This window comes from Streptomyces avicenniae (assembly GCF_000719135.1).
Classification (GTDB): domain Bacteria; phylum Actinomycetota; class Actinomycetes; order Streptomycetales; family Streptomycetaceae; genus Streptomyces; species Streptomyces avicenniae.
Window position 1 is genome coordinate 178,179 of sequence record NZ_JOEK01000013.1, and the last position, 12,560, is coordinate 190,738.

The window sequence follows — 12,560 nt, forward strand, 5'->3', positions numbered from 1 at the left end:
AGATTGCGCGATGCACGTGAGCCTCTCCGTCCCGTTGACCGACCGCCCGCCGTCCGCCCCGGGAGCGTACCGACTCGTCCGCCCTCCGGCCGCTGACGCGCGTGCCCTCGCTGGGGACGCAAGCCAGCGCGCCGTGGTTGAGCACGCCGCCCGATCCGGCGGCCCGCTGCTCGTCCTCGCCGGTCCAGGCACCGGCAAGACGACCACCCTCGTCGAGGCCGTCGCGGAACGCGTGGGGCGCGGCACCGACCCCGAGCGCGTCCTCGTCCTCACCTTCAGCCGCAAGGCCGCCGCCGAACTGCGCGACCGCATGACGGCACGGCTCGGCGGGCGGGCACCCCAGGCCACCACGTTCCACTCCTTCGCCTACGCCTTCGTCCGCGCCCACCAGGACCGCGAGCTGTTCGCCGAACCCCTGCGCCTCATGTCAGGACCGGAACAGGACCTCTACCTGCGCGAACTGCTCGCCGGACACCGCGAGTCCGGCCACATGGCCACGGACTGGTCATGGCCCGACGACCTCCGCGCCTGTCTCACCACACGCGGCTTCGCCGACGAACTGCGCGCCGTCCTCGCCCGCTCACGCGAACTCGGCCTCGACCCCGGCACCCTCGCCGCGTTCGCCCGCCGCACCGGCCGCGCCGACTGGGAGGCCGCCGCCCACTTCCTCGCCGAATACCTCGACGTGACCCAGGCACAGGGCGTCCTCGACTACACGGAACTCGTACGCGGCGCCGTCCGCCTCGCCGACGACCCGACCGTCCTCGCGGGCGTACGGGCCCGCTACGACGCCGTGTTCGTGGACGAGTACCAGGACACCGACCCGGCCCAGGCCGCCCTCCTCGAAGCCCTCGCGGGCGACGGCCGCGACCTCACCGCCTTCGGCGACCCCGACCAGTCCATCTACGCCTTCCGCGGCGCCGACGTCAACGGCATCCTCGGCTTCCCCGACACCTTCCGCACCCGCGACGGCCGCCCCGCCCCCGTCGCCGTCCTCACCACAGCCCGCCGCTCCGGCGCCGCACTGCTCGCCGCCACCCGCCTCCTCACGCAGCGCATGCCACTGCCCCGCCTCCCCGCCGACGCCGTCCGCCGCCACCGCGCGCTGCACCCCGTCCGCGAAGGAGGCCGCGCCGACGTCCTCACCTGCCCCACACCCGGCGCCGAACTCGAACACATCGCCGACCTCCTGCGCCGCGCCCACCTGGAGGACGGCGTCCCGTGGCGCGAGATGGCCGTCCTCGTCCGCGCGGGCGCACGCTCCCTCCCCGGCGTACGGCGCGCCCTCACCGCCGCGGGCGTACCCCTCGACGTGGACGGCGACGACCTCCCCCTGCGCCAGGAACCCGCCGTCGCCCCGCTGCTCACCGCCCTGCGCGCCGTCGCCGTCACCGAACCCGACCACGAGACCGGCCACGAACCGCCCCACGGGCCCCCGCTCGACGCCGAGACCGCCCACGCCCTCCTCACCTCCCCCCTCGGCGGCATGGACGCCGCCGACCTCCGCCGCCTCGGCCGCGCCCTGCGCAACGAGGAACGCGCCGCCGGGACCGCCGTACCCCGCCCCTCCGGCGAACTCCTCGCCCGCGCCCTCACCGAACCGGAACGCCTCGTCGCCCACGACCCGGCCTACGCGGGCGCGGCCCAGCGCCTCGGGCTCCTGCTGCGCAAGACCCGCGAACTCCTCGCGGGCGGCGGCAGCGCCGAGGAAGCCCTGTGGCAGCTGTGGGACGGCACCGGCTGGCCCGCCCGCCTCGAACGCGCCGCACGGCGCGGCGGCGCCGCCGGACGCAACGCCGACCGCGACCTCGACGCGATCTGCGCCCTGTTCGAGGTCGCCGCGCGCGCCGAGGAACGCGTCGGCGGACGCGGCGCCCGCATCTTCCTCGACGAGCTGGAGTCCCACGACATCGCCGCCGACACCCTCGCCGGACGCGCCGTACGCCCCGACGCCGTGCGGCTCATGACCGCCCACCGCGCCAAGGGCCTCGAATGGTCCCTCGTCGTCGTCGCCGGAGTCCAGGAGGGCCTGTGGCCCGACCTGCGCCGCCGCGGCTCGCTCCTGGAGGCCGACCGCATCGGACGGCACGGCCTCGCCGACCCGCTCACCCCCGGCGCGCTCCTCGCCGAGGAACGCCGCCTGTTCTACGTCGCCGCGACCCGCGCCCGCGACCGGCTCGTCGTCACCGCCGTACGAGGCGCCGACGACGGCGACCAGCCCTCACGCTTCCTGCGCGAACTCGGCACGGAACCGGTGGACGCCGGACAGCGCCCCCGCCGCCCGCTCGCCCTCGCCGCCCTGATCGCCGAACTCCGCGCCACCACCGTGGACCCCGACGCGTCCCCCGCCCTCCGCCGCGCCGCCGCCGACCGGCTGGCCGAACTCGCCGCGCTGCGCGACGACGACGGCCACCCCCTCGTACCCGCCGCGCACCCGCAACGCTGGTGGGGCCTGCGGGAGACCTCGCATTCCCCCACGCCCGTACGCGACCCCGAACGCCCCGTGGCCCTGTCGGGCAGCGCCCTCGACCAACTGGTCAACACCTGCTCCCTCCAATGGTTCCTGGGCCGCGAGGTGCACGCCGACGCCCCCGCGACGGCCGCCCAGGGATTCGGGAACGTCCTGCACGTCCTGGCGGACGAAGTGGCGTCCGGCACCACACCCGCCGACCTGTCCGTCCTCATGGAACGCCTGGAGACCGTCTGGGACGCCCTGGCGTTCGAGGCACCGTGGCAGTCACGCAAGGAACAGGCGGAGGCACGGGCCGCACTGGAACGCTTCCTGCGCTGGCACGTCCTGCAACAGCGCGACGGCCGCGAGGCCACCGCCAGCGAGCAGGAGTTCGACGTCACGCTGAGCGCCGGGCGCCACGAGGTACGCATCCGCGGCGTCATGGACCGCGTCGAGCACGACGCGGAGGGGCGCGCCTACATCGTGGACTTCAAGACGGGCCGCAGGAAACCGACCCGCGAAGAGGTCGAGCACCACCCCCAGCTCGCCGTCTACCAACTCGCCATCAGACACGGCGAGGAAGGCACCACGCCCGCAGGAGCCGAGCTCGTCCACCTGCGCCAGGGCGCCGCGAAGAAGGACGGCGGCGACGCTCTGCCCGTCGTGCAGCGCCAGAAGTCCCTGGACGGCACAGGGGAGCACGGGCAGGACGGCGCCTGGGTCGGGGAACTCCTGGCGGAGGCCGCGGGCCGGGTACTGGACGAACGGTTCTCGCCCCGCACCGGACAGCACTGCGGGACGTGCTCCTTCCACGGCGCGTGCGGCGCACGACCAGAAGGACGACAGGTCGTGGACTGACCGCGCGCCCGCAGGGTGTTGCTGGCACCACCTCCGGATGACCACCTGGACGGCTGGGGGCGGCCACCCCCGTGCGAGAGTCTGGGCGCACCGCACAGACGAGGGAGACCGCAGTGACGGCCACCGGCAGCACCACGACGTACCGCATACAGGATGAGCAGGACACACCACGGCAACGCAGACGCGCCGGGCGCTTCGGCCGCGAGCTGGGATACCTCCTCACAGGACTGCCCCTCGGCATCGCGGCGTTCACCGTCGTCCTGACGGCACTGGCCCTCGGCACCGTCGGCTTCGTCCTCGTCGTCGGCATGCCCGTCCTGCTCGCCGCCCTGGCCGTCGCCCACACCTTCGCCCGCCTCGAACGCCGCCGCGTCGCCCACGTCACCGGCCGCCCCTTCCCCGAACCCCACCCCCGCGAGCGCCACGGCACCGGCGTCACCGGCTGGCTTCACGCCCTGCGCGACGCACCCCGCTGGCGCGCCCTCGCCCACGCCCTCGTCTCCTTCCCCCTGCGCGTCGTCTCCTTCTCCCTCGCCCTCACCTGGACACTCGGCGGGCTCGGCGCACTCCTCTACGGCACCTGGTCCTGGTCCCTGCCCCGCGACGAAGGCGAGGAAGGACTCCTCGACCTCATGTTCGGCATCTCGTCCCAGGCCGCCGACATCGCGTTCAACACCGCCATCGGCGCCCTCCTCCTCGCCACCGCCGTCCCCCTCGTACGCGGCCTCACCGCACTCCACACCGCCCTCGCCCACGGCCTCCTCGGCAGCGGCACCGACACCGCTGTCAGCGACCGGCGATAGGCTCCCCGATGTGCCAGGCGCCCCCCTCGAACGCCCCGCGCAGCTCAGCGAGCTGCTCGGCATCCCGTTCACCCGAGAGCAGCTGGCGTGCGTCACCGCGCCGCCGGCGCCCCAGGCGATCGTCGCCGGCGCCGGCTCGGGCAAGACGACCGTCATGGCAGCCCGCGTCGTCTGGCTCACCGGCACAGGACAGGTCGCCCCAGAACGCGTCCTCGGCCTGACCTTCACCAACAAGGCCGCGGCCGAACTCGCCGAACGCGTCCGCGCCGCCCTCACCCTCGCCGGGATCGGCACCCCCGCCGACACCCCACCCGGCACCCCCCCGCCCGACACCGAGACCGCGGGCGAACCCCAGATCTCCACCTACCACGCCTTCGCCGGACGCCTCCTCGCCGAACACGGCCTCCGCCTCGGCGTCGAACCCGCCTCCCGCCTCCTCGCCGACGCGGGCCGCTTCCAACTCGCCGCCGAAGTCCTCCGCGCCGCCCCCGCCACCTACGAACCACCCCCCGGCAGCTTCACCACCCTCGTCACCGACCTCGTCGCCCTCGACGCCGAACTGTCCGAACACCTCGTCGAACCCCCCCGCCTCCGCGCCTTCGACACCGCCCTCACCGCCGAACTCGCCCACGCCGAACTCACCAACGCCGACCTCCGCCGCATCCCCGAGACCGCCGTCGGCCGCACCCGCCTCCTCGACCTCGTCGAGGAGTACCGCACCCGCAAACGCGCCCGCGACCTCCTCGACTTCGGCGACCAGATCGCCCTCGCCGCCCGCCTCGCCCGCGACGTCCCCGACGTCGGCCAGGCCCTGCGCGACCAGTTCGGCGTCGTCCTCCTCGACGAGTACCAGGACACCTCCGTCGCCCAACGCGTCCTCCTCGCCGGACTCTTCGGCGACGGCACCGGACACCCCGTCACCGCAGTCGGCGACCCCTGCCAGGCCATCTACGGCTGGCGCGGCGCCTCCGTCGCCAACCTCGACGACTTCCCCGACCACTTCCCCCACCGCGACGGCACCCCCGCCACCCGCCACAGCCTCAGCGAGAACCGCCGCAGCGGCGGACGCCTCCTCACCCTCGCCAACCACCTCGCCGCACCCCTACGCGCCCGCCACCCCGCCGTCGCCCCCCTCCGCCCCGCCCCCGGCGCCGAACACGACGGCCTCGTCCGCTGCGCCCTCCTGCGCACCCACGCCGAAGAACTCACCTGGGCCGCCGACTCCATCGCCCACCTCGTCCGCACCGGCACCACCCCCGGCGAGATCGCCGTCCTGTGCCGCACCGCGGGCGACTTCGGCGCCATCCAACGCGAACTCGTCGCCCGCAGCGTCCCCGTCGAGGTCGTCGGCCTCTCAGGACTGCTCCACCTCCCCGAGGTCTCCGACCTCGTCGCCGTCTGCCAGGTCCTCGCCGACCCCACCGCCAACGCCGCCCTCGTCCGCCTCCTCACCGGCCCCCGCTGGCGCATCGGCCCCCGCGACCTCGCGCTCCTCGGCAGACTCGCCCGCCTCCTCGTCCGCCGCACCGACGACGCCCTCACCCCCGAACGCCTCGCCGCCGCCGTCGAAGGGACCGACCCCTCCGAGATCACCTCACTCGCCGACGCCCTCGACACCTTCATCGACAGCGGCCCCCCCGGCGACACCCCCCGCGAAGGCGGCGAGGAAGCCGTCACCCTCCCCTTCTCCGCCGAGGCACGCGTCCGCTTCGCCCACCTCGCCGCCGAGATCCGCGAACTCCGCCGCTCCCTCGGCGACCCCCTCATGGACGTCCTGCACCGCGTCCTGTCCGTCACCGGCCTCGAAGTCGAGCTCGCCGCCTCCCCCCAGGCCCTCGCCGCCCGCCGCCGCGAAACCCTCAGCGCCTTCCTCGACGTCGCCGCCGGATTCGCCGCCGGACGCGCGGGCACCGCCGTGGACAGCGAAGCCACCCTCCCCGCCTTCCTCGCCTTCCTCCGCGCCGCCGCCCAGTACGACAAAGGACTCGACGGCTCCCTCCCCGGCGGCGACGACACCGTGAAGGTCCTCACCGCCCACAAGGCCAAGGGCCTCGAATGGGACGTCGTCGTCGTCCCCGGCCTGAGCGCCGAGACCTTCCCCGCCAAACCCACACGCGACTCCTGGCTCAAACAGCCCCGAGCCCTCCCGCACCCCCTCCGCGGCGACGCCGACACCCTCCCCGCCACCCCCGCATGGACCTCCACCGCCCACAAGGAGTACCTCGCCGCCGTCGCCGAGCACCTCTCCCTCGAAGAGCTGCGCCTCGGCTACGTCACGTTCACCCGCCCCCGCACCCTGCTCCTCGGCTCCGGCCACTGGTGGGGCCCCAGCCAGAAACGCCCCCGCGGCCCCTCCGCCTTCCTCGAAGCCCTCCGCGCCCACTGCGAGGCCCACCCCTCCCACGGCGAGGTCGAGGCATGGGCACAGCCCCCCGCCGACGACGAGGAGAACCCCGCCCTCGCCGACCGCGACCAGGACCAGCCCTGGCCCCTGCCCCTCGACGCGGGCGCCCTCACCCGCCGCCGCGCCGCGGCCGACGCCGTCCTCGCCCGGCTGCGCGACGGCACCGTCCCCCCACCCCGCCAGGACGACCCCACCCGCCACCACGACGACACCGACGAACTGACCCCCGAGGAACTACGGACCGTCGCCTCCTGGGACCGCGACCTCTCCGCCCTCTCCCGCGAACTCCGCCAGACACGCGCCGCCTCCCGCGACGTCCCCCTGCCCGTGTCCCTCTCCGCCTCCCAGGTCCAGCGCCTCGCCTCCGACCCCGACGGCTTCGCCCGCGACCTCGCCCGCCCCATGCCCCGCCCACCCCAGCCCGCCGCCCGCCGCGGCACCCGCTTCCACGCCTGGGTCGAATCACGCTTCGAAGCCCTCGAACTCCCCATGCTCGACCCCGACGAGCTGCCGGGCGGCGACCGCGAAGACATGGAGATCAGGGACGAACGCGAGCTGACAGCCCTCAAGGAAGCCTTCGCCCGCACCCCGTACGCCCACCGCAGGCCCTACCGCATCGAGGCCCCCTTCCAGCTCCAGCTCGCCGGACGCGTCATCCGCGGCCGGATCGACGCCGTCTACCGCGGCCAGAACGGCACCTTCGAGATCATCGACTGGAAGACCTCACGCCGCCAGGACGCCGACCCCCTCCAGCTCGCCATCTACCGGCTCGCCTGGGCCGAGCGCCGCGAACTGCCCCTTTCGGCCGTCACCGCCGCATTTCTCTACATCCGCAGCGGCGAGGTCGTACGCCCCACCGTCCTGCCCGGAAGACGCGGTCTGGAACGCCTCCTGCTGGGGGAGGACTCCTGGGAGCCCAACGACCCCGGTTAGGCTTTTCATCATGAGTACAACCCCGGCGTCCCCGGACAACGACGTCCGCCCGATCGCCCTCACCGGCACCGGCGGGATCGACCGCGATGCCGGTCACCGCCTCGACGAGGCATGGCTCGCCGCGGCCTGGAGCCACCCCACCACACGCGTCTTCGTGGTGTCGGGCGGCCAGGCACTCATCGTGGACACACCTGACGGCGGCACCGAACTGGTCACCATGCCGTCCTTCGACGCGCCCCTCACCGAAGCACACCGCTACTTCCTCGGCACCGACGCCGACGGCGTCAAGTACTTCGCCCTCCAGAAGGACTCCCTCCCCGGCCGCATGGACGCCGCCGCCCGCCCCGCCGGGCTCCGCGAAGCCGCCGCCCTCCTGTCGGAACGCGACAGCGAGCTGCTCGTCCACGCCGTCGCCCTCGAGAACTGGCAGCGCCTCCACCGCTTCTGCTCCCGCTGCGGCGAACGCACCGTCATCGCCGCCGCAGGACACATCCGCCGCTGCCCCGCCTGCGGCGCCGAGCACTACCCCCGCACCGACCCCGCCGTGATCATGCTCGTCGTGGACGAGGACGACCGCGCCCTCCTCGGCCGCCAGATGCACTGGCCCGAAGGACGCTTCTCCACCCTCGCCGGCTTCGTCGAACCAGGCGAATCCATCGAACAGGCCGTCGTGCGCGAGGTGCGCGAAGAGGCGGGCATCCCCATCGGCGAGGTCCAGTACGTCGCCAGCCAGCCCTGGCCCTTCCCGTCCAGCCTCATGCTGGGCTTCCTCGCCCACGCCACCGGCACCGACGTCCAGGCCGACGGCGAGGAGATCGAGGAGGCCCGCTGGTTCTCCCGGGACGACCTGCGGGCCGCCATGGAGGCCGGGGAGGTCCTGCCCCCCGCGGGTGTCTCCATCGCGGCCCGCCTGGTCGAGATGTGGTACGGCAAGCCCATCGCGTCCGCGTCACCCTGGTGACGCCCGACCCGGACGCCGGGACCGCCCGGGTCAGGCGGTCAGCGCCTGCTTGACCTGGAGCAGGGACGGATTCGTCATCGTCACCTCATCGCCCCCCGACTCAGGCGACACCACCACCGTCGGCACCGTACGGTTCCCGTTGTTCGCCTTCTCCACGAGCGCCACCGCCGACGGCTCCTGCTCGATGTCGATCTCCTCGTACGCGATGCCCTCGCGCTCCAGCTGACTCTTCAGGCGGCGGCAGTAGCCGCACCACGTGGTGCTGTACATCGTCACAGTGCCAGGCATCGTCCCGTACTCCTTCATGTCGTCCCGTCGCCCCACACGGCCCTTCCGCCCGGCCGACGGGTCCTGCTCCACCGCTGTCCAGGGAACACCCCACCCATGCGCGGCGGGCTCCCGACCAGGAGAACACGCACCCCGGTGTGACTAATTCCTCGGGCCTGTGGACAACCCGCCCGCCCCACCGCCCGAACCTGGCAGCATGGCCCCGTGAGCACCACACCGGACACCCCCCCCACAGCCACACCGGACTCCGCCGACGCCGTGCTCGAAGGACTCGACCCCGAGCAGCGCGCCGTCGCCACCACCCTGCACGGACCGGTGTGCGTCCTCGCAGGCGCGGGCACGGGCAAGACACGCGCCCTCACCCACCGCATCGCCTACGGCGTCCGCTCCGGTGTCCTCCAGCCCACGACGGTGCTCGCCGTCACCTTCACCGTCCGCGCCGCCGGAGAGATGCGCGGACGCCTGCGCCAGCTCGGCGTCGGCGGCGTCCAGGCCAGAACCTTCCACTCCGCCGCCCTCCGCCAGCTCCAGTACTTCTGGCCCAAGGCCGTCGGCGGCGAACTGCCCCGGCTCCTCGACCGCAAGATCTCCCTCGTCGCCGAGGCCGCCAGCCGCTCCCGCCTCCGCCTCGAACGCCTGGAGCTGAGCGACCTCACCCGCGAGATCGACTGGGCCAAGGTCACCCAGACCACGCCCGACGACTACCCCGCCGCCGTCCTCAAGACCGGCCGCGAGGTCCCCCGCGACCCCGCCCAGACCAGCCAGGTCTACGCCGCCTACGAACGCCTCAAGAGCGAACGCGGCGTCATCGACTTCGAGGACGTCCTGCTCCTCACCGTCGGCATCCTCAACGACCGCCCCGACATCGCCGAGACCGTCCGCCGCCAGTACCAGCACTTCGTCGTGGACGAGTACCAGGACGTCAGCCCCCTCCAGCAACGCCTCCTCCAGATGTGGCTCGGCGACCGCGACAGCGTCTGCGTCGTCGGCGACGCGAGCCAGACCATCTACTCGTTCGCCGGAGCCACCCCCGAGTACCTGCTCCACTTCAGGACCCGCCACCCCGGCGCCACCCTCGTCAAACTCGTCCGCGACTACCGCTCCACCCCCCAGGTCGTCCACCTCGCCAACGGCCTCCTCGCCCAGGCCACCGGCGCCGCCGCCGAACACCGCCTCGAACTCGTCTCCCAGCGCCCCACCGGCCCGGAACCCGTCTTCGCCGAACACACCGACGAACCCGCCGAGGCCGAGGCCGTCGCCCGCCGCGTCCGCGACCTCACCCTCCCGGCGACCGAAGGCGGCGCCGGTGTCCCCGCCAGCGAGATCGCCATCCTCTTCCGCGCCAACTCCCAGTCCGAGGTCTACGAACAGGCACTCGCCGACGCGGGCGTCCCCTACCAGCTCCGCGGCGCGGAACGCTTCTTCGAACGGCCCGAGATCCGCCAGGCCGGAACCGCACTGCGCGGCGCCGCCCGCGCCGGGGACAACGACCCCGCCCTCCAGGGCGCCGACGGCCTCGCCGCACAGGTGGGCGCCGTCCTCGCCACCCTCGGCTGGACCCCCGAGCCCCCCGCCGGATCCGGCGCCGTCCGCGACCGCTGGGAATCACTGCGCTCCCTCGTCCGGCTCGCCGAGGACGTCGGCCGCGCCAAGCCAGGAGCCGGTCTCGCCGACCTCATGACCGAGCTCGACGAACGCGCCGCCGCCCAGCACGCGCCGACCGTCGAAGGCGTCACCCTCGCCTCCCTGCACGCCGCCAAGGGCCTGGAGTGGGACGCCGTCTTCCTCGTCGGCCTGACCGACGGCATGCTCCCCATCACCCACGCCAAGACCCCGGAACAGATCGAGGAGGAACGCCGCCTCCTCTACGTCGGCGTCACCCGCGCCCGCCGACACCTGGCGATGTCCTGGGCACTCGCCCGTTCACCCGGCGGCCGGGCCGGACGCCGCCCCAGCCGCTTCCTGGACGGCCTGCGCCCCGGCGCCCCCGCCGGAGGCCGCGGAAGCGCCGGTGGGAGCGTGGAGCGGGGCACAGGCGCACGGGGGCGCAAGCCCCGCGGCCCCGTCAAGTGCCGCGTGTGCGACCGGACGCTGACCGAGGCACCCGAGATCAAACTGCGCCGCTGCGCCGAGTGCCCGTCCACGATGGACGAGGAACTGTTCGAGCGGCTCCGCGCCTGGCGCCTCGACCAGGCGAAGGAACTGGGCAGGCCCCCCTACGCCGTGTTCACCGACGTCACCCTGATGGCCATCGCGGAGAACCTCCCGGGCACCGAGCGTGAACTGGCCCGCATCTCCGGCGTCGGCCCGCACAAGCTCCGGCAGTTCGGCGCGGACGTGCTCGCCCTGTGCGCCGGGGAGGCGGCTCCGGGGGCGCGGGAGGCCGCGGACGCGCCCGCCCCGGAGGCCGAGGAGCCCCCCGAGGACATGGTTGAAGAAGTGACTTCGGACGTCACCGAAAAATAGTTTGCGCCCGCTGGAGAAATCCGCATACCGTGCCTCTCGTGGCACAGGGGGGAGGGTTCCCCTCACCTCTGGACCATGCTCTACTGAAGTGCACGCATCGGGCTCCGCACGAGCCCACCGAGACGCCGAAGGAGGCGAGTCCCTTGATTAACCAGCTGATCACCAAACTGGCCGGTCGGCCGCTCGCCACCACCGTCGTGTCCGGTGGCGTAGTCCGTGACGCGGGCACCTCCCTGTCCGCCGCCGCGTGCGCACAGCTGTCGGTCGCCGCGTTCCGCGGGTCCGTCAGCGAGCGACCGATCCAGGCGCCCGTGGAAGCAACGGTGACAGCAGGCAGCACTTTTGACGCCTATGACACCACCACCGGCGCCGGACACCAGATCTTCGGACAGCAGAACACGCAGCTTCACACGATGTGGGCCCTCCGCGGGCTTGATCCCTGGAGTGATCCAGCCTGATCGGCGAGATCAGGTCGGCACCTTCCAGGGCCGCGGAACCCACACCGGGATCCGCGGCCCTTCTGTTTTCCGCCGACAGAGCCCGGCCACCAGCCGGGACCGACACGACACGAGGAATAACCGTGCCACTCGCGCCGTACCCGCGCCCCGACCTGACGTCGCCACCCACTCCGGAGAACGCTGTGACCCCGCTGTACACGCTGAACGAGCTCGACGAAGCCATCGAGCGCCTCGACCAGGCCGTGCCCTGCCGCGCCTACGACCCCGAGGTCTTCTTCGCCGAGACCCCCGAGGACGTCGAGTACGCCAAGTCCCTCTGCGGGACCTGTCCGCTGCGCGAGGCATGTCTCGCCGGAGCCAAGGAGCGCCGCGAGCCCTGGGGCGTCTGGGGCGGCGAGCTGTTCGTCCAGGGAGTCGTCGTACCCCGCAAGCGCCCGCGTGGCCGTCCCCGGAAGAACCCGGTCGTCGCATGAACACGCTGGGCACCATCGGACGGCCTGCACCTCATGGCCCACGGAGAGACCTCCCCATGACCCTCATGACCACCGAGCCGGGTACCGCGCCCCGCGCGGCTCACCCGCTCACAGAAGAAGAACCGAACAGGACAAGCAAGTTGCAACTCATCCAAGAAGCCATGGCCCGCTCTCATATGAGCGAGCAGATCAGGGAAGCGGAGTCCCAACGCACCGCCCACCGCTTCGCGGTGGCGCGCCGGCTCGAACGCCGGTCCGCACGTCTCCGGCGCCGGGCCGAGCGCGCCTCACACCGCGCCCGCCGGGCCCTGGCCCGGACCGTCATGTACTGACCCGGACCACCTGCGGAAACCAGGCCCCATGACCGGGCCCCACGGGGTGGCCGGGACCGAGACAACTCGGTCCCTGTCTCTTATACACATCTGACGCTGCCGACGATATGCAGTGTGTAGATCTCGGTGGTC

At 73.3% G+C, this 12,560-nt stretch carries 8 protein-coding genes; 7 read left to right on the forward strand and 1 reads right to left on the reverse strand.

Translation table 11 applies throughout. The features are described 5' to 3' along the window. The first annotated feature begins 10 nt into the window (after positions 1-10). From IF27_RS22910 to nudC, 4 genes are all read left to right on the forward strand, one after another. The gene (locus tag IF27_RS22910) at positions 11-3,310 is read left to right on the forward strand and encodes an ATP-dependent helicase (RefSeq protein ID WP_052851608.1); all 3,300 of its coding nucleotides are present in this window, start codon (positions 11-13) and stop codon (positions 3,308-3,310) included. A gap of 113 nt (positions 3,311-3,423) precedes the next feature. Next, the gene (locus IF27_RS22915) at positions 3,424-4,113 is read left to right on the forward strand and encodes a sensor domain-containing protein (protein WP_223291169.1); all 690 of its coding nucleotides are present in this window, start codon (positions 3,424-3,426) and stop codon (positions 4,111-4,113) included. Between the two features lie 10 nt (positions 4,114-4,123). Next, entirely contained in the window at positions 4,124-7,450 is a 3,327-nt protein-coding gene (locus tag IF27_RS22920) for an ATP-dependent helicase (RefSeq protein WP_052851609.1), read from the forward strand. A 10-nt stretch (positions 7,451-7,460) separates the two neighbouring features. Then, complete coding sequence (gene nudC, locus IF27_RS22925; RefSeq protein ID WP_052851610.1) at positions 7,461-8,411, forward strand: NAD(+) diphosphatase; 951 nt, start codon at positions 7,461-7,463, stop codon at positions 8,409-8,411. A 30-nt stretch (positions 8,412-8,441) separates the two neighbouring features. On the opposite strand, the gene IF27_RS22930 is transcribed toward nudC, so the two are convergent. After that, entirely contained in the window at positions 8,442-8,699 is a 258-nt protein-coding gene (locus tag IF27_RS22930) for a mycoredoxin (protein WP_052851643.1), read from the reverse strand. Between the two features lie 204 nt (positions 8,700-8,903). Here IF27_RS22930 and IF27_RS22935 point away from each other — a divergent pair, with 204 nt between their 5' ends. The 3 genes from IF27_RS22935 to IF27_RS22945 all read left to right on the forward strand — a co-directional run bounded on the left by IF27_RS22935 (position 8,904) and on the right by IF27_RS22945 (position 12,096). Next, positions 8,904-11,165: an ATP-dependent DNA helicase UvrD2 gene (locus IF27_RS22935; protein WP_223291170.1), complete on the forward strand. Its 2,262-nt coding sequence runs from the start codon at positions 8,904-8,906 to the stop codon at positions 11,163-11,165. 143 nt (positions 11,166-11,308) lie between these two features. Further along, entirely contained in the window at positions 11,309-11,623 is a 315-nt protein-coding gene (locus IF27_RS22940) for a hypothetical protein (protein ID WP_052851611.1), read from the forward strand. 122 nt (positions 11,624-11,745) lie between these two features. After that, complete coding sequence (locus IF27_RS22945) at positions 11,746-12,096, forward strand: WhiB family transcriptional regulator (RefSeq protein ID WP_052851612.1); 351 nt, start codon at positions 11,746-11,748, stop codon at positions 12,094-12,096. Positions 12,097-12,560: the final 464 nt, after the last annotated feature.

Bases quoted from the DNA above. Each gene is read 5' to 3' on its own strand.
- nudC (WP_052851610.1), top strand. From the start codon at position 7,461: ATGAGTACAACCCCGGCGTCCCCGGACAACGACGTCCGCCCGATCGCC.
- IF27_RS22930 (WP_052851643.1), bottom strand. From the start codon at position 8,699: ATGCCTGGCACTGTGACGATGTACAGCACCACGTGGTGCGGCTACTGC.
- IF27_RS22910 (WP_052851608.1), top strand. From the start codon at position 11: ATGCACGTGAGCCTCTCCGTCCCGTTGACCGACCGCCCGCCGTCCGCC.